Genomic DNA, 21,580 nt, shown 5'->3' on the forward strand with positions numbered 1-21,580 from the left:
ATTTATGTCACAGAATCTTGAAAAATTAACAGCCTATGAAATTCTGGAAAAGAGACAGATCAAGGATCTGAATTCCGAAGGATATCTGCTGAAGCACAAAAGGACAGGAGCACATATTACCCTGTTATTAAATGATGATGAGAACAAGGTATTTTATATTGGCTTTAGGACACCGCCAAAGGACAGCACGGGGGTTGCCCATATCCTGGAGCATTCCGTACTTTGCGGTTCTAGGAATTTTCCGGTAAAGGATCCCTTTATTGAGCTTGCCAAGGGTTCCCTGAATACCTTCCTGAATGCCATGACCTATCCAGATAAGACAGTTTACCCGGTAGCGAGCTGCAATGACACAGATTTTAAGAATCTGGTTCATGTCTATCTCGATGCCGTATTTTATCCGAATATCTACAAGGAAGAGAAGATCTTCCGCCAGGAAGGCTGGCACTATGAGCTGGAAAATAAGGAAGATGACCTGAAGATCAACGGTGTTGTTTATAACGAAATGAAGGGGGCCTTTTCTTCCCCGGATGATGTGGTAGAGAGAGAGATCATGAATTCCCTGTATCCGGACATCACTTATGGACTGGAATCCGGCGGAGATCCTGAGGATATCCCTGATCTTACCTATGAAGAATTTCTTTCCTTCCATCAGAGATATTATCATCCGTCCAACAGCTATATTTACCTGTACGGTAATCTGGATGCGGAAGAATATCTGACTTTCCTGGAAGAGAATTATCTGAAGGATTTTGACAGCCTTACGATTGATTCAGAGATCCGGCAGCAGGAGCCTTTTGCAGAGAAAAGGGAGATCGTAAAGGAATATTCCATTATGGAGGATGAACCTGTCAGGGAGAACACCTATCTGACCTATAATGTCTCCATGGGAAGCAGCCTTGACAGAAAGCTGTATGCGGCAATGGATATTCTTGACTATGTGCTCTGTTCTGCACCGGGAACACCGGTAAAGCAGGCTCTGATTGATGCAGGGATCGGCAAGGATGTTTACAGCACCATGGAAAATGGGATTGCACAGCCCTACTTCAGTATCGTAGCCAAGAATGCGGATGAAGACCAGAAGGAAGCCTTTGTTTCCGTGATCGAGGATACTCTGAAAAAGCTGGTGGAGGAAGGTATCGACAGAAAGGCACTGCAGGCGGCTGTCAATTACTTTACCTTCAAATACAGAGAAGGGGATTTTGGCTCCTATCCGAAAGGACTGATGCTTGGTCTGCAGGCAATGGACAGCTGGCTGTATGATAAGAAAGAGCCTTTTATGCATATCGAGGCCAATCAGACCTATGAGGAGCTGAAGGAGGCTATTACAGAGGGTTATTATGAGGAGCTGATTGACAGATATCTGCTGAAGAATCCGCATAAGACGATCCTTACCGTAAAGCCGGTACAGGGACTGACCACAAGGAAGGATGAAGCCCTTCATGACAGGCTTCAGACATATAAGAATACACTTTCCGAAGAAGAGGTTCTCGCAATTGTCAGGAATACAAAAGCACTCCGGGAATATCAGGAGGCACCTGATACAAAGGAAGCGTTAGAGACGATCCCGCTTCTGAAACGGGAGGACATGAAGAAAGAGGCCACTCCTTATATCAATGAGGAAAGAAAGCTGGCAGGAAGCACCCTGCTTGTGCACGATATCTTCACCAACGGGATCGCTTATATCAAGCTTTTGTTTGATCTGAAGCAGGTACCGGCAGAGCTGTTCCCTTACGTTGGTATCCTGAAAAGTGTTCTGATGGGTGTCAACACAGAGCATTACAGCTATGGAGAGCTGTTTAATGAGGTCAACTGCAAAACCGGCGGGATTGATGTACAGGCAGGAACCTATGGCAATGCAAAAGATCTTTCAAAGTTCCTGGCTACGCTGGAGATCAAGACCAAAGTATTTTATGAAAACAGGGATGAGGCACTTGACCTGATCAGGGAGATCCTGCTGACATCCGATTTTACAGATGATAAGAGGCTGAAGGAGATCATTGCCGAGTGCAGAAGCCGGATGCAGGCTTCCATGACAGGATCAGGGCATACTGTTGCTGCACTGCGTGCACTTTCCTATTTCTCCCCGGCAGCAGCCTGTGCACAGCAGCTTTCCGGTATGGTACAGTGCAGACTCCTGGAAGATCTGGACAGCAGCTTTGAGGAGAAAAAGGAATTCCTGAAAAAGAACCTGAAGGCACTGATCCATTATATTTTCCGTCCGGAAAACCTTCTGATTGACTATACAGGCACGGAAGAAGGACTTGCCGGTATTGAAGAGAAAATCGCAGAGTTCAGAAGTACTCTTTTCACAGACGAGGTATCAGGAACTCCTTATGTACCGGAGCTTTCGAAGAAAAATGAAGCCTTTATGACAGCCGGACAGGTACAGTATGTATGTCGTGCCGGCAACTTCCTGAAAAAGGGACTTCCCTTTACAGGAGCACTGAGGGTTTTAAAGGTTATGATGGGCTATGAATATCTGTGGACGCAGGTCAGGGTAAAGGGAGGAGCCTACGGATGTATGTGTACCTTCTCAAGAAGCGGAGATTCCTACTTTGTTTCCTATAGGGATCCGAACCTCGAAAAGACCATTGAAACCTATCAGGAAGCTGCTGATTATGTGAAGAATTATGTGGCTGATGAAAGAACGGTAACACAGTTTATCATAGGTGCGGTCAGTGAACTGGATACACCTATGACACCAAAGGGCAGAGGAAATTATTCTCTTGCAGGGTATCTGACCGGTCTTACGATGGACAGGATCCAGCAGGAGAGGGATGAGCTGCTGGCAACTACAGCAGAAACGATAAAGGGACTTTCCTGTTATATCGAAGCCTTTATGAAGGATGACTGTCTCTGCGTAGTAGGAAACGGAGAGAAGATAAAGGAAGAGAAGAAACTGTTTCTTTCTGTGGATCAGCTGTTCCATTAAAGGGATCAGCTTCCCGGAAGGAAGTAAATGCAAAGGAGGGGAAAGGATGAAAAAGGAAAACACAGAAACAGGAAACAGAACCGGAGAATGGAAAACCAGAAGACGGACAGGCTTTCTGGCAGCAGGACTGGCTGCTGCATTACTGACATTTACGGGCTGCGGCAGTGCGTCTTCGGATATGGCTATGATGACCACATCCAAGTCAGCAGACGGTGCTTATGAAAGTGCTTTTTATGATACCGGGGATGTGTATGCCAACGAATATGAGTATGATACTGCTGAGGCGGTGGCAGAGGAGGGTGCCCCGGAGGAGGTCGCCGTACAGGATACCAGCCGGAAGCTGATCCGTAATGTTTCCATGGATGTGGAAACAGAGGAGTTCGAGACACTTTATGCAAGGGTGAATGAAAAGACAAAGGCGTATGGCGGCTATGTGGAATCCAGCAATGTTTATAATAACAGCAGTTATTATGGGGAGAGCCTGCGAAATGCCAGCCTGACTATCCGGATACCCCAGGATAAGCTGGACAGCTTTCTTTCCAATGTGGCAGAAATCTCCAATGTAACAAGCAGAAGTGAAAATGTGACAGATGTGACGCTGCAGTATGTGGATATGGAAAGTCATAAGAAAGCGCTGGAGGTAGAGCAGGAAAGACTGCTTGACCTGCTGGAGCAGGCAGAAAGTGTAGAAGATATCATTACAATAGAGAGCAGGCTGTCTGATGTGCGGTATCAGATCGAAAGCATGGAGTCCCAGCTCCGTACCATGGACAATCAGGTAAATTACAGTACTGTGAATCTTTATATTAATGAAGTGAAAAAGCTGACACCGGTAGAAGAACAGGATACCTGGGAGAGGATCAGCAGCGGCTTTATAAACAGTCTGGAAGATGTAGGAGAGGGACTTTCCGAGTTTGGAATAGGTGTTCTGATCGATCTGCCTTATATTGTTGTATTCCTGATCGTGCTTCTGATATTTGTACTTGTGATCAAGGGGATCGTGAGAGGACATAAGAAAAGAAAGATAAAAAAGGCACAGAGAGCAGAGGAAAAAGCAGCGAAGAAGGCTGCAGATGCTGCCAGGGCTGCAGTGCAGAATACAGAGAGCACAGAAAAGGAAGAAAAACATGAATGACCAGTATAAATCCGGGTTTGCCGCACTGATCGGCAGACCCAATGTAGGAAAATCCACTCTGATGAATAATCTCATCGGACAGAAGATCGCGATCACCTCAAGAAAGCCGCAGACTACCAGAAACCGGATTCGCACGGTTTATACCTCTGATGAGGGACAGATCGTCTTTACCGATACACCGGGTATCCACAAGTCCAAGAACAAGCTTGGGGAGTATATGGTGGGAACGGCAGAAAGTGCGATCAGGGAGGTGGATGTGATCCTTTTCCTGGTAGAACCCACCGATTATATCGGAGCAGGGGAGAAGCATATCATCGAGCAGCTTTCAAAGCAGAATACACCGGTCATCCTTGTGATCAACAAGATCGATATGGTGAAGAAAGAAGAGCTGCTGCACTTTATCGATGTGTACCGGAAGGAAATGGATTTTGCAGAGATCGTTCCGGTTTCTGCCCTGAAAAAGGAAAATACAGAGGAGCTGATCTCCTGTATTATGAAATATCTGCCCTATGGACCTGCCTTTTATGATGAGGACACCGTGACTGACCAGCCACAGCGTCAGATCGTAGCGGAGCTGATCCGGGAGAAGGCACTGCGCTGTCTGGATGAGGAGATCCCACACGGCATAGCGGTTACCATTGAGAAGATGAAGTGGAGAAAAGATATTGTAGATATTGATGCGACCATTATCTGCGAAAGAGAATCCCATAAGGGGATCATCATCGGCAGGCAGGGCAGCATGCTGAAGAAAATTGGTACAGAAGCCAGAAAAGATATTGAGAAGATGCTGGGTTCCAGAGTGAATCTGCAGCTCTGGGTCAAGGTCAAGAAGGACTGGAGAGACAGTGATTTCCTGCTGAAAAATTTCGGCTATAATCAGAAGGATTACGAATAGAAAAATAAAAAAAGCAAACCCTAATAGGAAACAGGATCAGGGGGCGCAAGATGAAGGAAACAGATTACTGGGAGCAGTTTTTAAAGACAGGAAAGGTAGAGGATTATCTTTCCTACTCAGCCGGAAAGCAGGAAGAAGGCAGACAGGAAGAGGGAGAAGAGAAAGGTGCAGGATTTGTGCAGCGTTACCGGCCTGATACTGAAGGCGGAACCTTTCGGGGAATATGACAGAAGAGTTGTGATGCTGACGAGGGAAAGGGGGAAAATAGCAGCCTTTGCCAAAGGGGCAAGAAGACAGGGCAGCAGGCTGCTTGCTTCCACCAATCCCTTTTGCTTTGGAGAATTCAGGCTGTATGAGGGAAGAACATCCTACAGCATATCCGAAGCATCGATCCAGAATTATTTTGCCCCCTTAAGGGAAGATTTTGAAAATGCCTGCTATGGTATGTATTTCCTGGAAGTAATGGATTATTATACCAGAGAAAACAATGATGAAAAGGAAATGCTAAAGCTTCTCTATCAGTCCCTCCGGGCTCTGTGCCATAAAAACCTGGATAACCGGCTGGTACGGTACATATTTGAGATCAAGGCGCTTGCGTTAAATGGAGAGTATCCGGGATTGCCGAAGGATAAGAGCTATGAAGAATCTACAGCTTATGCAGCTGCATTTATCGTGGGAACACCAGTGGAAAAGCTGTATACTTTCACAGTGACAGAAAAAGTACTGAAGGAGCTGCAGGAAATTACGGATGAGTTCCGGAAGCGGTTTATAGACAGAAATTTTAAAAGTCTCGAAATATTGATTGAAAAACCATAATAAGTCATATATAATAGTTGGGTATAAATTGCAGGCGTGAGAGGAAGAGTGCAGCATCTATGTGGAGAAGCAGATTAGTTTCACCAAAGAAAAAGACGAATGCCCTTCTTGTACTGCTGCTTACGATGGCTTTGACCAGTGGGTGTGGCAGTGAAACAGAGGAAAGCAGGGCAGAACTGCAGAAGGATGGCAGCGTGAAGAGTGTCATAAGCGAAAGCTTTGACAAGTCAGATTATGATATTAATGAGCTGCAGCAGATGGTTCTGGAGGAATCGGCCTCCTATAACAGAAGTGTGGGAGACAGTGCAGTTTCCGTAGAGAAGGTTTCTGAGAAGGATGGGACAGCCAGTGTGAAAATGACCTATAGGAGTGCAGCGGACTATGCGGCCTTTAATGACGGCATTTTTTTTGTGGGTTCACCGAAAGAGGCAGAGGAAGAGGGCTACAATCTGAATAAGGTTCTGAGCAGCACCAGGAATCCTCTGGAAACGGTAGGGGAAGCTGACATTCTTGACATGGACGGTGATGTAAGGATCCTGATCACGGATATGAAGGATCCGGTGGTTCTTGACGGCAAGGCGATCTACACAAGTGACAATGTGCAGACAGACAAGAAATATAAGACAGTTACCCTGAAGGAAGAGTCCGGGGAGCCTGCCTATATCATCTATAAATAATTAAAACAAATGAAAGGTATGTGTGTTATGGAAAAGACAATGGACAAAATTGTTGCTCTGGCGAAATCAAGGGGATTTGTACATCCCGGCAGTGAGATCTACGGAGGACTGGCTAATACCTGGGATTTTGGAATTCTCGGTGTGGAACTGAAAAATAATATCAAGCAGGCATGGTGGCAGAAGTTCGTAAAGGAAAGTCCAACCAACGTAGGTGTGGACTGCGCCATCCTTATGAACCCCCAGACATGGGTTGCATCAGGACATCTGGGAAGCTTTTCAGATCCCCTGATGGACTGCAAGGAATGTCATGAGAGATTCCGCGCAGACAAGATCATTGAAGATTATGTACAGGAAAAGGGAATCAGGCTGGAATCAGCAGTAGATGGCTGGACACAGGAGCAGATGAAGAATTTCATTGAAGAGAACCAGATCCCCTGCCCGAGCTGTGGCAAGCACAATTTCACCGATATCAGACAGTTTAACCTGATGTTCAAGACCTTCCAGGGTGTTACCGAGGATGCGAAGAATACCGTATATCTCCGTCCGGAAACAGCACAGGGTATTTTTGTAAACTTCAAGAATGTACAGAGAACGTCCAGAAAGAAGATTCCTTTCGGTATCTGTCAGGTAGGCAAGTCCTTCCGTAACGAGATCACACCCGGCAATTTCATTTTCCGTGTCAGGGAATTCGAGCAGATGGAAATGGAGTTCTTCTGTGAGCCAGATACAGACCTTGAGTGGTTCGCATACTGGAAGAAATACTGTATCGACTGGCTGAAGTCCCTTGGCATGAAGGAAGAGGAAATGCGTGTCCGTGACCATGACAAGGAAGAGCTTTCCTTCTATTCCAAGGCTACTACAGACGTAGAGTTCCTGTTCCCCTTCGGATGGGGCGAACTGTGGGGTATCGCAGACAGAACCGATTATGACCTGACACAGCATCAGAATGTATCCGGTCAGGATCTGACATACTTTGATGACCAAAAGAACCAGAAATATATTCCTTATGTTATTGAGCCTTCCGTAGGTGTGGAGAGACTGTTCCTTGCATTCCTCTGCGGCGCTTATGATGAAGAAGAGATCGGCGAGGGAGATGTACGTACTGTGCTGCATTTCCATCCGGCTCTTGCACCGGTCAAGATCGGTGTGCTTCCACTTTCCAAGAAGCTGAATGAGGGTGCTGAGAAGGTATTTAACCAGTTATCCAGGAAATACAACTGTGAATTTGATGACAGAGGGAATATCGGAAAGAGATACCGCCGTCAGGATGAGATCGGAACACCCTTCTGCATCACCTATGACTTTGATTCTGAGACAGACGGCTGTGTAACTGTCAGATTCAGAGACTCCATGGAGCAGGAGCGTGTAGCGATTGCTGATCTGGATGCTTATTTTGCAGATAAGTTTACTTTCTAATATGAGGAGAATAAGGAAATGAAACAATTCACTTCAGATGAACTGAGAAATGCCTGGAAGCAGTTTTATATTGAAAGAGGACATGTGGATGTAGGAGCAGTTTCCCTGGTATCTGACGGGTCTACCGGTGTACTTTTCAACGTAGCCGGCATGCAGCCCCTGATGCCGTACCTGCTTGGAAAGAAGCATCCTCTTGGAACAAGACTTTGTAATGTGCAGGGCTGTGTCCGTACCAATGATATTGATTCCGTAGGTGACAGGAGCCATGTAACCTTCTTTGAAATGCTGGGAAGCTGGAGCCTTGGCGATTATTTCAAGAAGGAGCGTTGCCAGTGGAGCTTTGAACTGCTGACACAGGTATTCGGATTTGATGCAGACCATCTTGCAGCTACTGTATTTGAAGGTGATGAGAACGCACCAAGGGATGAGGAAGGTGCAAAGTACCGTATCGCTTCCGGATTTAAAAAAGAAAATATTTACTATCTTCCTGCAGAGGATAACTGGTGGGGACTGGAATACGGACCCTGCGGTCCTGACAGTGAGATGTTCTATATTGCAGACAGACCGGACTGCGGCCCGGACTGCGGACCCGGCTGTGACTGCGGCAAATATACCGAGCTTGGTAATGATGTATTCATGCAGTATGAGAAGCACCATGACGGACATCTGACACCCTTAAAGCAGAAAAACGTAGATACCGGCTGGGGACTTGAGAGAATTCTTGCTTTCCTGAACGGTACAAGGGATGTATACAGAATTGACCTGTTTGCACCTGTTATTGCTTATATTGAGCAGGCTTCCGGTACAAAGTATGAGGAAGATGAGAAGCTGACCAGATCCATGAGAATCCTGGCAGACCATATCCGTACCAGCGTGATGCTGATCGGAGACGAAGCGAAGCTTCTTCCCTCCAATGCAGGCGCTGGCTATGTGCTGCGCCGTCTGATCCGCCGTGCGGTAAGACATGGAAGAGTACTGGGGCTCAGTACACAGAATCTTCTGCATATAGCAGAGATGTATATTGATACGATCTATGCAGAGAGTTATCCGCTTCTGAAGAAGAACAAAGAGTTTGTGCTGACAGAGCTGAAGAAGGAGATCGACCGCTTCGAAAGCACTGTAGAGAATGGTATGAAGGAATTCAAGAAGATCCTGGAGCAGAAGAAGGAAGCAGACTCTGACAAGATTGACGGTAAATCCGCATTCTATCTCTATGATACCTTTGGATTCCCGATCGAGCTTACGGTAGAGCTTGCCGGTGAGGAAGGGCTCTCTGTAGACGAGGATGGATTTGCGAAAGCAATGGAAGAACAGAAGCAGAAGGCAAGAGACAATCAGAACTTTTCAACAAGGCTTTCTGCTGATAATGGATTATATGAGAAGCTGGATGCCGGTATTGTGAGCGAATTTATCGGTTATGATACCCTGAAGGCAGAAGAGACCATCGCAGCAGTGAATAATGGCAACGAGTGGAAGGATTCCTTAAAAGAGGGAGAAGAGGGAACTGTTATTACAGCAAAGACTCCTTTCTATGCAACCATGGGTGGACAGAAGGGTGACTTTGGTGTGATCGTGACAAAGAACGGTACCTTCGATGTGCAGGAAACAGTGAAGCTTCCCGGTGGAAGGATAGGACATATCGGTAAGGTTGTTTCAGGAAGCATTGCAAAGGGAGAAACAGCAACGCTTGAGGTATCTGCCCTGAACAGAAGCAATACCTGTCGAAACCATACAGCAACCCATCTGCTGCAGGAGGCACTCCGTGAAGTGCTTGGTGATCATGTAGAGCAGTCCGGCTCCTATCAGGACGGCGAAAGAACACGTTTTGACTTCAGCCATGGACAGGCTATGACGGCAGAAGAGATAAAGAAGGTTGAAGCGATCGTTAATGAAAAGATCGCAGAGGATCTTCCTGTGGAAACAAAGGTGATGAGCCTTGAGGAAGCAAAGAAGACAGGAGCCATGGCACTCTTTGGTGAGAAATACGGAGATACCGTAAGAGTTGTCATGATCGGTGATTTCTCCAGGGAATTATGTGGTGGTACCCATGTAGGACATACCGGAGATATCGCATCCTTCAAGATCCTTTCTGAGTCCGGTGTAGCTGCAGGAATCCGTCGTATAGAAGCACTTACAGGCAGAAATGTAACTGCTTACTATCAGGAAATGGAAGAGAAGCTGGCAGAAACAGCCAGGATCTTAAAAACAACTCCGGCCTCTCTTACTGAGAGAGCAGAGCATCTGATGGCTGAACTGAAGGCTCTGCAGAGTGAAAATGAGTCCTTGAAGAGCAAGGCCGCAAAAGAAGCACTTGGCGATGTCATGGATCAGGTTGTAGAAGTAAACGGTGTGAAGCTGCTGGCAACAAAGGTATCAGGCGTTGACATGAACGGACTGAGAGAGCTGGGAGACCAGTTAAAGTCCAAGATCGCAGAGGGCATAGTTGTTCTGATGTCTGATCTTGACGGTAAGGTAAACATGGTTGCCATGGCAACAGATGGTGCGATGAAGAAGGGTGCCCATGCAGGCAACCTGATCAAAGGAATTGCAGCACTGGTTGGCGGTGGCGGCGGTGGACGCCCGAATATGGCTCAGGCTGGTGGTAAGAATCCTGCCGGTATTGATGAGGCTATTAAAAAGAGTGCTGAGGTTCTGAAAGAACAGATCAAATAATTAAAATTCGTGATGAAATAGCAAATTATGGGTTGACTTACGAGTGAAATATGTATATAATCATTCATGTGTATGTGAATGCACAAGAATAACCCAATCAGTCAATGCTGCTAGGAAGGGACTGAAGGGAGGTCAGGTGCGAGATGTCAAACGTAATCGTTAAAGAAAACGAGACTTTAGATAGCGCTTTACGTCGTTTCAAGAGAAGCTGCGCAAAAGCTGGTATCCAGCAGGAGATCCGTAAGAGAGAGCATTACGAGAAGCCCAGCGTAAGACGTAAGAAGAAATCTGAAGCTGCAAGAAAACGTAAATACAACTAATTATAGCCAGGAAAGTCTCTGATGTATGTCAGAGACTTTTTTGCGCCAAAGGAAATTACTTAATGTTCCAATGACATAAAAAGCCTCCGGGCGGGACTGAAAATGTTCTTATTTGAGTTGCATGTGAAGAGTTTTTCTGATATGATTCGTTATGTCTTATAAAGGGGGACATGATTATGTGGACGAGAGAATTATTTGGCTCAGATGTATACCATCTGATTGCTGCTTTTATTATTTACAGTGTTCTGGGATGGTTTGTGGAATCAGCGTACATGTCATTCTGCAATCATAGGCTGACAAACAGGGGTTTTGCCAAAGGACCCTTCTGCCCGATATATGGATTTGGCGCAGTGATTGGATATCTGGTATTGAATCCGCTTTCTGGTCATTATGTAACACTGTATCTGACAGGGGCTTTCCTGGCTACTACTTTTGAATATCTGGTAGGGATCATGATGCAGAAGCTTCTGGGAGAGGTCTGGTGGGACTATACAGAAAAGCCGATGAACTATAAGGGGATCATCTGCCTCGAAAGTACCATTGCCTGGGGCTTTTATGCGATCATTATTACCATGTTTTTACATGAAAGGGTGCTGCATCTGATTGATGCTATGGATATGGCCTATGGACGGATTCTCTGTATTGTGATCCTTGCCATTGTGACTGTAGACTATCTGATCCGGCTTTACCTTCTTTTTAAAACCAGTATTCAGGAAGAAAAGGACAGGCTGATCGATAAATATCACTCTTTCCGGGCGAGATGGTATTAAAGAAGGGATCCTTTGCATGCCAGACGTTTTCTCTGCATATGCATGAATATAGAATATCTGTCAGGAGCATATGCGTTGAGAAGAATAAAAAAAACGTTGCTGTGTTGTCTTGTGAGTGGAATGCTCTTTGTGATGAACGTCCTGCCGCTGCAGGCTTCCCCGGCAGTAGAAGCGCCGTCCTATCTCTTGATGGAGGCCTCTACCGGCAGGGTCATCTGTGAACAGAATGCAGATGAAAGAAGAAGCCCGGCCAGTATCACGAAGATCATGACACTCCTTCTTATTTTTGAACACCTGAATACAGGCAGGATCACATTAGACAGCCAGGTGGTCACCAGTGCCCATGCCAAGTCTATGGGCGGATCTCAGGTCTTTTTGGAAGAGGGCGAGGTACAGTCACTGGATACGATCATTAAATGTATAGCAGTTGCTTCCGGCAATGATGCCAGTGTTGCTGCGGCAGAGTTTATTGCGGGAAGTGAAGAAGAATTTGTGCAAATGATGAATAACAAGGCAAAGGAACTCGGTATGGAAAACACCCATTTCGAGGATTGCTGTGGACTGTCAGATTCGGACGATCATTATACCACAGCCAGGGACGTTGCCATCATGTCAAGAGAGCTGATCACAAAATATCCCCAGGTTTTTGAATATACCAGGATCTGGATGGAGGATATCACACATGAAACCAGTCAGGGAACTTCTGTGTTTACGTTATCCAGTACGAATAAACTGCTTAAGATGTATGAATGGACAACAGGACTGAAGACCGGCTCCACCAGTAAGGCATTGTATTGTCTTTCAGCGACAGCAAGTAAGGATGATATTGATCTGATCGCTGTGGTAATGGGATCCCCAAGTAATAAAGTGAGGTTTCAGGATGCCATGACACTTTTGAACTATGGCTACAGTGTCAGTGCCCTGTATGAGGATGAAAATAAAGATCCGCTTGGAAAACTGAAGGTGGCAGGCGGTGTTGAAGATGAGGTGCCGCTCCTGTATGAAGGTTCCTTCCGATATCTTGATATCGATGGTCAGAACCTGAGCCAGGTGGAAAAGACCATCAGCCTGCCTGAAGAAATACAGGCTCCGGTAGAACGGGGAGAGGCAGTTGGAGAAGCGGTATATTCGCTGAATGGGAACAGGATTGGCAGTGTATCCATCCTGGCAGAGCTTTCAGTCGAAAAAGCCCGATATGGAGATTATTTGTTCAAGGTCTGCAAACTGTTTTGTAGTTTGTAAAAGAGAGTGGTAAGATGAAGCTGAATGACTGGAAAGGAATATGGCCGTGAACTGCCTGATAACTATTATCTGCGTGCTTGTACTGTTTTTTGTCATAGTAATGATCATTGACTGCAACCGCTTTGTAAAAAGAGAATATTGCTGTGAATCCGGCAAGCTGAAAAGGGAGGGGACTTTTGTTCTGCTTTCCGATCTTCATAATAAAAGCTTCGGAAAACAGAACGAAAGACTTTTTCGGGCAATAGAGCAGGAAAAACCGGATGCCATCCTGATTGCAGGGGATATGTATACTTCTTCAGCCAGGGAGGATAATCAGGAGATTGCTGCTTTTGTGCAAAGACTGGCAGAACGGTATCCGGTGTACTACGGAAATGGCAACCATGAGCAGAAGACGAGACTGTTTCCGGAGATCTTTGGTGACCGGTATGCAGTCTTTGCAGATAGGATCTGCCAGGCAGGTGTGCGGCTTCTTGTGAATGATAAGTGGTATCTTCCCGATTATAATATGGAGATCTATGGATTGGAAGTGGGCAGGGAGTATTACCATAAGCCCACGAAAATGCTGATGAGTGAAGCTTATATGGAGGAGATGCTTGGCAAGGCGGATGAGAACAGATATAACCTGCTGATCGCCCATAATCCGGAGTATTTTGACAATTATGCTGCCTGGGGGGCAGATCTTACGGTTTCCGGACATATCCATGGTGGACTGATGAGACTGCCTGTGCTTGGAGGCGTGATCTCACCAAGACTGTGCCTGTTCCCACATTATGATGGGGGACGCTTCACAAAGGCAGGCAGGGAGATGATCCTGTCGAGAGGACTTGGAACCCATACACTTCCGATCAGGATCTTTAATCCGGGAGAGCTTGTGGTGATCCATCTGAAACCAAAGAACCGATAATAGGAGCAGAGCAGCTTTCTTTGAAACAGGGAAAGGGATAGACTGTTGGTGTATCAGAAAGTGAGGAAAAAATGAAGTATCTTAAATTTAAAAATAGTCAGTTAGAAGCATCTAATATTATTATGGGATGTATGCGTCTGAATTCATTAAGTGTAAAAGAGGCACAAAGGCATATTGAAACTGCTGTGGAGGCAGGAATTAATATGTTTGATCATGCGGATATATACGGAGGCGGAGAGTGTGAGGAGTTATTTGCCCGGGCTGTGGATATGCGGAGCTCCTTCAGAGATAAAATTATTCTGCAGAGCAAGTGCTCTATTCGAAATGGGTACTATGACTTTTCAAAGGAATATATTTTAGAGTCGGTTGATGGTATTTTAAAAAGACTTAATACAGAGTATTTGGATATACTTTTGTTACACAGACCGGATACTTTGATGGAACCGGAAGAAACTGCAGAAGCGATCTCTATATTGAAGAGAACAGGAAAGGTTCGTTATTTTGGTGTGTCTAATCAAAATGCAATGCAGATAGAATTGCTGCAAAAGTATTGTGAGGAGCGGATTATGTTTAATCAGATGCAGCTGAGTCTGGTTCATACACCTCTTATAGACAGTGGAATGACAGTGAATATGCAGGTGGATCAGGGAATTGACCGTGTGCTTGGAACATTAGAGTATTGCAGGCTTCGTGATATTACAATCCAGGCATGGTCGCCGTTTCAGAGAGGATTTTTTGAAGGGGCGTTTCTAGGCGACATGCAGCATTATGAGCGATTAAATCAGATGATTGACCGTTTGGCAGAAAAGTATCAGGTTACTCCTGCAGCGATAGCGGTTTCATGGATTACAAGGCATCCGGCTGATATTCAGGTGATTTTAGGAACAACCAAAGACAGAAGGCTTCTAGAAAGTGCAGAGGGATCAGAGATTCCGCTTACCAGGGAAGAATGGTATGGTCTGTATCGTGAAGCCGGAAATATGATTCCATAAATTATGTGTTTTTGAAGCACGGAAGGGCGGGAAGGGAGATCATCCCGTTGACTGAAAATGGCGGGCATGATAAAATAAACGCTGATATGCATAGAAAAAACACGGAGTGAAATGATGGATACGAAATTATTTGACCATACCATATTAAAGGCGGATGCTACCAGGGAAATGGTAGAGAGGGTCTGCAGAGAAGCAAGAGAGCATCACTTTATGTCCGTCTGTGTAAACAGCTATTATACTGGATTTGTGGCAGATGAGCTGCAGGGCAGTGACGTGAGAGTCTGTACAGTTGTTGGATTTCCGCTTGGACAGATGAGCACAAAGGCCAAGGCAGCAGAAGCCAGGATCGCAGTAGAGGATGGTGCAGACGAGATCGACATGGTGATCAATGTAGGAGCTTTGAAGGGCGGAGACGATGCTGTTGTCTTTGAGGATATCAGGGCAGTCAGAAAAGCCTGTGAGGGCAAGGTTCTGAAGGTGATCATTGAAACCTGTCTTCTGAATGAGGAAGAAAAGGTGAGAGCCTGCAGGCTTGCCATGGAAGCAAAGGCAGACTTTGTGAAGACCTCTACCGGATTTTCTACAGGAGGTGCAACGAAAGAGGATGTTGCACTGATGAGAAAGACAGTAGGCGATACCATGGGCGTGAAAGCATCCGGCGGGATCCGTGACAAGGAGAAAGCGGTGGAAATGCTTGAGGCCGGAGCGGACAGGCTTGGAACCAGTGCAACGATCGCAATCTGCAGTTAGGAAGGGTTTTTATGGCAATTCCTGTAAAGCTTGAAGTATTTGAAGGTCCTCTGGACCTTCTGCTTCATCTGATAGAAAAGAATAAAATAGATATTTACGATATTCCCATTGTGGAAATCACCGCACAGTATCTGGAATACATCAAAGCCATGCAGACTGAGGATATGAATGTGATGAGTGAATTCCTTGTGATGGCGGCCACTCTTCTTGATATCAAATGTCGGATGCTCCTTCCTAAGGAAGTGAATGAGGAGGGAGAAGAGGAAGACCCGAGAGCAGAGCTGGTACAGAAGCTGTTAGAGTACAAGATGTATAAGTATATCTCCTTTGAATTAAAGGACAGGCAGGTGGATGCAGCCTGTACCATGTACAAGGGGAGGACATTGCCAAAGGAAGTGGAGGAGTACCGCCCACCGGTGAATTACCAGGAGCTTCTTGGAGATGCTACCCTTGGCAGACTACAGGATCTGTTCAAGCTGGTCATGAGGAGGCAGGAAGAAAAGATTGATCCAGTCAGAAGTACCTTTGGAAATATTGAAAAGGATGAAATAGATATGGATGTCAAGACCGTTTATATCGAGGATTACATCCATACCCATAAGACCTTCAGCTTCAGGCAGCTTTTAGAGAAGCAGCATAGCAAGATGGAGGTGATCGTTACCTTTCTTGTGATGCTGGAGCTGATGAAGCTGGGAAAGGTTTCTATTGTTCAGGAGGATACGTTCGAAGATATTATGATAACTTCGAATGTGGCATAGGAGGATTGACAGTTGGAGAGGGAGAAGGCAAAGGCAGTGCTGGAGGCCGTATTGTTTTCCATGGGAGAGTCTGTGGAGCTGGAGCGGCTTGCAGAGGTGATCGAAGAGGATAAGAAGACCACAAAGGCATTGCTTCTTGAGATGAAACAGGCATATGAGGAAAGAGAAGGCGGCATTACACTGACAGAGTTTGAAGGCTCTTTCCAGATGTGTACCAAAAGCGATATGTATGATTATCTGATCAAGATCGTAGGGACACCAAGGAAATATGTTCTTTCGGATACCATTCTGGAAACACTGTCTATTGTCGCCTACAAGCAGCCGATTACCAGGCTGGAGATTGAAAAGATCAGAGGGGTGAGCTGTGATCATGCAGTAAACAGACTGCTTGAGTTTGGCCTGATCATGGAGGTGGGAAGAATGGATGCCCCGGGGCGTCCTCTGCTTTTTGGAACGACAGAGGAATTTTTAAGAAGCTTTGGTGTGAAATCCCTGGAGGAATTGCCGGAGCTGTCCCAGGTGCAGATCGAAGAATTCAAGGAACAGGCTGAAGAGGAGATCAAGCTTGCAACAACGGCTGATGAACAGGCATAGCAGAGCTCAGGGTGACATAGACTGTTAAAAAAGAAAGCGGGATGGAATATGATTTCTTACCTGCGATACATAAAAAGAGCTGTTGTGTTTTTTGTCCTCTTTGTTCTTTTGCTGACGGTGCAGAAGCTGCCGGTATCTGCAGAGGAAGAGGATGAAGGAAAAGACATGCAGTTATACGCCCAGTCGGCTGTTCTGATGGATGCCGGATCCGGGCGTATTTTATTTGAAAAAAATGGCAGACAGGTGCGGCCCATGGCAAGCACGACCAAGATCATGACCTGTATACTGGCTCTGGAAAAAGGGAATCCGGATGATTATGTGACAGTGTCCGCAAAGGCAGCATCCATGCCAAAGGTAAAGCTTTCCATGCTGCCCGGGGAAAGATACAGACTGAAGGATCTGCTGTACTCCCTGATGCTGGAATCCCATAATGATTCGGCAGTTGCCATTGCAGAGCATATCGGCGGCAGTGTGGAAGGCTTTGCAGACATGATGAATGAAAAGGCACAGGAGCTTGGCTGCAGGGATACTTATTTTGTGACACCGAATGGTCTTGACGGTACTGTGACAGAGGAATCCGGAAAAGTAAAAACACATTCCACAACAGCCTGTGATCTGGCAGGAATCATGGCCTATTGCATTACAGAGTCCCCAAGGAGGGAGGAATTTCTGACAATCACCAGAACAGAAAGCTACAGCTTTCCGGCTTATCAGGAAAAGGACGGTGTGATCACAGAAAACGGACGGGTATTTTCCTGTCAGAACCACAATGCCTTTCTGCATATGATGGAGGGAGCTCTTTCCGGGAAAACAGGCTTTACCGGAAATGCAGGATACTGTTATGTGGGAAGCCTCCGTCAGGGAGACCGTACATTTGTGGCAGCACTGCTCGCCTGTGGCTGGCCCTCCCATAAGGAATACAAGTGGAGTGATACAAAAAAGCTGATGCAGTATGGTCTGTCCCATTATGAGATCCATTTTCCGAAGGAAGAAGGGGCAGTGGAGGAACTGCCACAGCTCCCCGTGAAGAATGGGGCAGGAAGGTGGATCGGGGATATCTGCAAGGCAGAGCTTACTATACTTTCACAGGAACCGGCAGATGAAAAGGGTGTCCTGATGAAGGAGGGAGAAGTCTTTACGGTGGAGAAGAAGCTGCCTGATGAGCTGACAGCACCGGTCATGCCGGGGAATGTGGTGGGAGAGATCCGCTATCTTCTGGAAGGGGAAGAATATCTGGTAGAATATATAGGCACAGCAGAGGAAATTCCGGCAGTCACAGTCAGGTGGTGTGTCAGTCAGGTGCTGCAGCTTTACATGGTGTGAGAATAAAGCATAAAAGTACATATAATATAGAAGAAAGAAAAAGAGGAAGAAGCCATGAAAAAAATACTTGTACTGCTTACCGGTGGAACTATTGGAAGCAAAGTGGAAAACGGAGTGATAGATGTGGGAGAAAATTCGGTTTATCTGCTCACCAGTCTGTATGAGGAGAAGTTTGGAAAAGAGGACTTTGAGGTACGGGTGCCACTGCAGATCTTAAGTGAAAATATGACAATGGACAGTCTTCTTGTACTGCTTAAGGCGGTCAGGGATGTGAAGACAGAAGAGTATGCGGGTGTGATCATTGCGCATGGCTCTGACACACTGTCCTTTACTTCAGCTTTTATGGGACTCCTTTTTGACCATTACGAAATTCCAATCGTCCTGGTGGCAAGTAATCTTCCGCTGTCAAAGCCGGAAGGAAACGGGCTTGCCAACTTTGCGGCTGCTGTTTCCTTTATCCGGAACAGTGCACAGAAAGGAGCCTATGTGATCTACCGGGATCACAAAAGCTGCATGAAGGTATACCATGCCCTGACTATCTGCGAGGCAGATCCGGTACTGGATGATTATCATGACTTTAGAGGGGAAGCCTTTGGATATATGGAGGATGGAAGGTTTATTCCCTTCAGAAAAAATGAAAAACAGAAGGGGCAGACGGGACGAAGTGCAGTTTCTGATGGCACGGAAACCCATCGTTACATTGTGCCGGACAGCTTTGACAATTCTGTTCTGGTGATCCGTCCTTACCCAGGAATGGATTATTCCTTCTTTAATCTGAAGGGAGAGAAAAAGCCTGTGGCAGTGCTGCATTATCTGTATCATTCCGCAACGGCCTGCGTAGTGGGAGAGCACACCGGCTTCCAGGAGTTTGCAAAAAGATGCCGGGAAAAGGCCATCCCACTATATACGGCTTCTTATAAGCAGACACAAGGAGATCTGTATGCCAGTGCAGACCAGCTCCTTAAGGAAGGAGCCATTCCACTGCTGAACCAGTCGGTAGAAGCAGCGTATGCAAGGCTCATGCTTCACTTTAATGGAGGCGAAATATAAGGAAAAAAAGAAGATGTTAAAATTTTGTGTAAAATCTGAAACTTTTTCTATGCGAATTTAGGCTTTTGTGTTATACTACCATAGACGCGTTTATGGGGATTCTATGCCCCTGCGAATTAAGTTATTATTTTTTTAATATAAAATGGAGGGCTGAAAAATGAGTACTACTTCACAGGCGAGTCAAAGAATTGCAGCTTTACTCGACGAAAACAGTTTCGTTGAAATCGGCGGTCTTGTTACAGCAAGAAGCACAGATTTCAATCTGAAACAGACAGAAACTCCTTCTGACGGTGTTATCACCGGCTATGGAGTGATTGATGGCAACCTTGTGTATGTTTACAGCCAGGACGCTTCCGTATTAAACGGTACTGTCGGCGAGATGCATGCAAAGAAGATTGCCAACCTTTACAATCTTGCACTGAAAATGGGCGCACCGGTAATCGGACTGATCGACTCAGCAGGACTGAGACTTCAGGAGGCTACTGATGCACTGAATGCTTTTGGCGAGATTTATATGAGCCAGGTTAAGGCTTCCGGCGTGATCCCCCAGATCACAGCAGTGTTCGGAACCTGTGGCGGCGGTCTTGCACTGATCCCCACTCTGACAGACTTTACCTTTATGGAAGGCTCCAAGGCAAAGCTGTTTGTTAACGCTCCCAATGCACTGGATGGCAATGTGATCACCAAGTGTGATACCTCTGCTGCTGATTTCCAGAGCAAGGAAGCAGGAATTGTTGATGTTGTTGCTGATGAGGCAGGAATCCTTGCACAGATCCGTGAGCTGGTTTCCCTTCTTCCTGCAAACAATGAGGATGGTTCCTATGAAGAGTGCAGCGATGATCTGAACAGAGCATGTGCAGAGATCGCAAACTGTGTTGGAGATACTTCCATCGCACTTTCCCAGATCGCTGACAACGGTGCAGTATTTGAAGTAAAGCGTGAGTACGCTAAGGATATGGTAACTGCTTTCATCAAGCTGAATGGCGCTACTGTTGGTGCTGTTGCTAACAGAACCGAGGTTTATGGAGAGGATGGAACCGTAACAGAGAAATATGATGCAGTTCTTTCCGCAGCTGGCTGCTACAAGGCTGCAGAATTCATTAACTTCTGTGATGCATTTGAAATCCCTGTACTGTCACTTACTAATGTAAAGGGCTTCAAGGCAGACAAGCAGAACGAGAAGGGCATTGCGAATGCAGCAGCAAAGCTTACATATGCATTTGCAAACGCAACTGTACCCAAGGTAAACGTGATCATCGGACAGGCTTACGGAAGCGCATATGTGACCATGAACTCCAAGGCAATCGGTGCTGATATCACCATGGCATGGCCGGATGCAAAGATCGGTACAATGGATGCAAAGCTTGCAGCCAAGATCATATGTGACGGACAGGGAGCAGATGCGATTGATGCCTGTGCAAAGGAATATGAAGCACTTCAGACCAGCGCAGCAAGTGCAGCAAAGAGAGGATATGTTGACCAGATCGTTGAACCCGTTGATACACGTAAGTATGTGATCGGCGCATTTGAGATGCTTTTCTCAAAGAGTGAAGACCTTCCGGCCAAGAAGCATGGTACAGTTTAGAAAGGAAGATTACTTAATATGAAAAAATGGTTATTGATATTAGGTATGATTACCTGTATGGCAGGTCTGACAGCGTGCGGTGGGAAAGAAGCAGTTGAAGGCTTTATGACCCCGGAAACAGCAGAAACCTATGCGACAGAGAATATTGCCGCTATGAACCAGGTTGTAATGCAGGGCGCACAGGCTCAGGTTACTGATCCTGTATGGACAGCCGCTTTGGACAGTTGGGAAACAGCTTCTGAAGAAATGGGTAGTTATGTGGAAGTCATCAGTGTTACCAGCAGCTTTGATGACAAAGATGGTACGATCGATGCCGTGATTAAGGGAACTGACAGAAATGCAGTAGTTGAGTTTGTATTTGACAATCAGGCGATCACAGGTATTTCCGTCAATGTAGAATATACATTTGGCGAGAAGATGGAGAAGGCCGCATTAAACACTCTGCTCGGTATGGGAACCGTATTCGTAGTTCTGATCCTGATCAGCCTGCTGATCAGCTGCTTTACCTTCATTCCCAAGATTCAGGCTGCATTCAGCAAGAAGCCGAAGGAAGAAGCAAAGAAAGAGCCTGCAGTGGACAAGGCTATTGCACAGATTGTTGAAAATGAAGAATTATCTGATGATCTGGAGCTGGTTGCCGTTATTTCTGCAGCGATTGCAGCAAGCGAAGGTGCTGCATCCACAGATGGATTTGTAGTAAGAAGTATCAGACGTGCCAGCAAATGGCAGAGAGCATAATTCAGTAAAG

20 protein-coding genes are annotated in these 21,580 nt (G+C 46.0%); all 20 read left to right on the plus strand.

What is annotated here, in order from left to right; genetic code table 11:
- Nucleotides 1-4 precede the first annotated feature (4 nt).
- The 20 genes from WJQ40_RS12345 to WJQ40_RS12440 all read left to right on the plus strand — a co-directional run bounded on the left by WJQ40_RS12345 (nucleotide 5) and on the right by WJQ40_RS12440 (nucleotide 21,570).
- The gene (locus WJQ40_RS12345) at nucleotides 5-2,932 is read left to right on the plus strand and encodes an insulinase family protein (RefSeq protein WP_337540566.1); all 2,928 of its coding nucleotides are present in this window, start codon (nucleotides 5-7) and stop codon (nucleotides 2,930-2,932) included.
- Between the two features lie 46 nt (nucleotides 2,933-2,978).
- On the plus strand, nucleotides 2,979-4,067 hold the full coding sequence (locus WJQ40_RS12350; RefSeq protein WP_118797868.1) for a DUF4349 domain-containing protein: 1,089 nt from the start codon (nucleotides 2,979-2,981) through the stop codon (nucleotides 4,065-4,067).
- Entirely contained in the window at nucleotides 4,060-4,962 is a 903-nt protein-coding gene (gene era / locus WJQ40_RS12355; protein ID WP_262573960.1) for a GTPase Era, read from the plus strand. The genes WJQ40_RS12350 and era overlap by 8 nt, the downstream gene beginning before the upstream one ends.
- Nucleotides 4,963-5,012: 50 nt before the next feature.
- A complete protein-coding gene (locus WJQ40_RS12360) occupies nucleotides 5,013-5,189 on the plus strand; it encodes a hypothetical protein (protein ID WP_262573958.1) in 177 nt (58 codons plus the stop codon).
- Nucleotides 5,128-5,778 (plus strand): DNA repair protein RecO, encoded by a 651-nt coding sequence (gene recO / locus WJQ40_RS12365; RefSeq protein WP_118797870.1) that lies wholly within the window; start codon nucleotides 5,128-5,130, stop codon nucleotides 5,776-5,778. The genes WJQ40_RS12360 and recO overlap by 62 nt, the downstream gene beginning before the upstream one ends.
- Nucleotides 5,779-5,837: 59 nt before the next feature.
- Nucleotides 5,838-6,455, plus strand: a complete 618-nt coding sequence (locus WJQ40_RS12370) for a hypothetical protein (RefSeq protein ID WP_337540569.1) — start codon at nucleotides 5,838-5,840, stop codon at nucleotides 6,453-6,455.
- Nucleotides 6,456-6,482: 27 nt separating this feature from the next.
- Nucleotides 6,483-7,871, plus strand: coding sequence for a glycine--tRNA ligase (locus WJQ40_RS12375; RefSeq protein WP_118797930.1), 1,389 nt, complete (start codon nucleotides 6,483-6,485; stop codon nucleotides 7,869-7,871).
- 18 nt (nucleotides 7,872-7,889) lie between these two features.
- Nucleotides 7,890-10,544 carry an alanine--tRNA ligase gene (alaS, locus tag WJQ40_RS12380; protein WP_337540571.1) on the plus strand — a complete coding sequence of 885 codons (2,655 nt, stop codon included), beginning with the start codon at nucleotides 7,890-7,892 and terminating at the stop codon, nucleotides 10,542-10,544.
- A gap of 143 nt (nucleotides 10,545-10,687) precedes the next feature.
- Nucleotides 10,688-10,864: a 30S ribosomal protein S21 gene (gene rpsU, locus WJQ40_RS12385; RefSeq protein ID WP_004222305.1), complete on the plus strand. Its 177-nt coding sequence runs from the start codon at nucleotides 10,688-10,690 to the stop codon at nucleotides 10,862-10,864.
- A 176-nt stretch (nucleotides 10,865-11,040) separates the two neighbouring features.
- Entirely contained in the window at nucleotides 11,041-11,634 is a 594-nt protein-coding gene (locus WJQ40_RS12390) for a putative ABC transporter permease (protein ID WP_337540572.1), read from the plus strand.
- Between the two features lie 120 nt (nucleotides 11,635-11,754).
- On the plus strand, nucleotides 11,755-12,876 hold the full coding sequence (locus WJQ40_RS12395; RefSeq protein WP_337540602.1) for a D-alanyl-D-alanine carboxypeptidase family protein: 1,122 nt from the start codon (nucleotides 11,755-11,757) through the stop codon (nucleotides 12,874-12,876).
- Between the two features lie 46 nt (nucleotides 12,877-12,922).
- Nucleotides 12,923-13,780, plus strand: coding sequence for a metallophosphoesterase (locus WJQ40_RS12400; RefSeq protein ID WP_337540574.1), 858 nt, complete (start codon nucleotides 12,923-12,925; stop codon nucleotides 13,778-13,780).
- Nucleotides 13,781-13,851: 71 nt separating this feature from the next.
- Complete coding sequence (locus WJQ40_RS12405; protein WP_118797875.1) at nucleotides 13,852-14,772, plus strand: aldo/keto reductase; 921 nt, start codon at nucleotides 13,852-13,854, stop codon at nucleotides 14,770-14,772.
- A gap of 111 nt (nucleotides 14,773-14,883) precedes the next feature.
- Nucleotides 14,884-15,522 carry a deoxyribose-phosphate aldolase gene (gene deoC / locus WJQ40_RS12410; RefSeq protein ID WP_262573950.1) on the plus strand — a complete coding sequence of 213 codons (639 nt, stop codon included), beginning with the start codon at nucleotides 14,884-14,886 and terminating at the stop codon, nucleotides 15,520-15,522.
- An 11-nt stretch (nucleotides 15,523-15,533) separates the two neighbouring features.
- The gene (locus tag WJQ40_RS12415; RefSeq protein ID WP_118797877.1) at nucleotides 15,534-16,280 is read left to right on the plus strand and encodes a segregation/condensation protein A; all 747 of its coding nucleotides are present in this window, start codon (nucleotides 15,534-15,536) and stop codon (nucleotides 16,278-16,280) included.
- 12 nt (nucleotides 16,281-16,292) lie between these two features.
- Nucleotides 16,293-16,874 (plus strand): SMC-Scp complex subunit ScpB, encoded by a 582-nt coding sequence (gene scpB, locus WJQ40_RS12420; protein WP_118797878.1) that lies wholly within the window; start codon nucleotides 16,293-16,295, stop codon nucleotides 16,872-16,874.
- Between the two features lie 48 nt (nucleotides 16,875-16,922).
- Nucleotides 16,923-18,197, plus strand: a complete 1,275-nt coding sequence (locus tag WJQ40_RS12425) for a D-alanyl-D-alanine carboxypeptidase family protein (RefSeq protein WP_337540577.1) — start codon at nucleotides 16,923-16,925, stop codon at nucleotides 18,195-18,197.
- Between the two features lie 54 nt (nucleotides 18,198-18,251).
- Entirely contained in the window at nucleotides 18,252-19,247 is a 996-nt protein-coding gene (locus WJQ40_RS12430; RefSeq protein WP_337540579.1) for an asparaginase, read from the plus strand.
- Nucleotides 19,248-19,404: 157 nt separating this feature from the next.
- The gene (locus WJQ40_RS12435) at nucleotides 19,405-20,832 is read left to right on the plus strand and encodes a carboxyl transferase domain-containing protein (protein ID WP_118797881.1); all 1,428 of its coding nucleotides are present in this window, start codon (nucleotides 19,405-19,407) and stop codon (nucleotides 20,830-20,832) included.
- Nucleotides 20,833-20,850: 18 nt separating this feature from the next.
- Entirely contained in the window at nucleotides 20,851-21,570 is a 720-nt protein-coding gene (locus tag WJQ40_RS12440; RefSeq protein ID WP_262573945.1) for an OadG family protein, read from the plus strand.
- Nucleotides 21,571-21,580 lie beyond the last annotated feature (10 nt).

Origin of the sequence: Suilimivivens sp. (genome assembly GCF_037359455.1) — a bacterium.
Lineage (GTDB): Bacteria > Bacillota > Clostridia > Lachnospirales > Lachnospiraceae > Suilimivivens > Suilimivivens aceti.

What these genes read in the sequence shown, in the direction of transcription:
- WJQ40_RS12345 (WP_337540566.1), top strand. Translation starts at nt 5, where the DNA reads ATGTCACAGAATCTTGAAAAATTAACAGCCTATGAAATTCTGGAAAAG.
- WJQ40_RS12350 (WP_118797868.1), top strand. Translation starts at nt 2,979, where the DNA reads ATGAAAAAGGAAAACACAGAAACAGGAAACAGAACCGGAGAATGGAAA.
- era (WP_262573960.1), top strand. Translation starts at nt 4,060, where the DNA reads ATGAATGACCAGTATAAATCCGGGTTTGCCGCACTGATCGGCAGACCC.
- WJQ40_RS12360 (WP_262573958.1), top strand. Translation starts at nt 5,013, where the DNA reads ATGAAGGAAACAGATTACTGGGAGCAGTTTTTAAAGACAGGAAAGGTA.
- WJQ40_RS12370 (WP_337540569.1), top strand. Translation starts at nt 5,838, where the DNA reads ATGTGGAGAAGCAGATTAGTTTCACCAAAGAAAAAGACGAATGCCCTT.
- WJQ40_RS12375 (WP_118797930.1), top strand. Translation starts at nt 6,483, where the DNA reads ATGGAAAAGACAATGGACAAAATTGTTGCTCTGGCGAAATCAAGGGGA.
- alaS (WP_337540571.1), top strand. Translation starts at nt 7,890, where the DNA reads ATGAAACAATTCACTTCAGATGAACTGAGAAATGCCTGGAAGCAGTTT.
- rpsU (WP_004222305.1), top strand. Translation starts at nt 10,688, where the DNA reads ATGTCAAACGTAATCGTTAAAGAAAACGAGACTTTAGATAGCGCTTTA.
- WJQ40_RS12390 (WP_337540572.1), top strand. Translation starts at nt 11,041, where the DNA reads ATGTGGACGAGAGAATTATTTGGCTCAGATGTATACCATCTGATTGCT.
- WJQ40_RS12395 (WP_337540602.1), top strand. Translation starts at nt 11,755, where the DNA reads ATGCTCTTTGTGATGAACGTCCTGCCGCTGCAGGCTTCCCCGGCAGTA.
- WJQ40_RS12405 (WP_118797875.1), top strand. Translation starts at nt 13,852, where the DNA reads ATGAAGTATCTTAAATTTAAAAATAGTCAGTTAGAAGCATCTAATATT.
- deoC (WP_262573950.1), top strand. Translation starts at nt 14,884, where the DNA reads ATGATGGATACGAAATTATTTGACCATACCATATTAAAGGCGGATGCT.
- WJQ40_RS12415 (WP_118797877.1), top strand. Translation starts at nt 15,534, where the DNA reads ATGGCAATTCCTGTAAAGCTTGAAGTATTTGAAGGTCCTCTGGACCTT.
- WJQ40_RS12425 (WP_337540577.1), top strand. Translation starts at nt 16,923, where the DNA reads ATGATTTCTTACCTGCGATACATAAAAAGAGCTGTTGTGTTTTTTGTC.
- WJQ40_RS12430 (WP_337540579.1), top strand. Translation starts at nt 18,252, where the DNA reads ATGAAAAAAATACTTGTACTGCTTACCGGTGGAACTATTGGAAGCAAA.
- WJQ40_RS12435 (WP_118797881.1), top strand. Translation starts at nt 19,405, where the DNA reads ATGAGTACTACTTCACAGGCGAGTCAAAGAATTGCAGCTTTACTCGAC.
- WJQ40_RS12440 (WP_262573945.1), top strand. Translation starts at nt 20,851, where the DNA reads ATGAAAAAATGGTTATTGATATTAGGTATGATTACCTGTATGGCAGGT.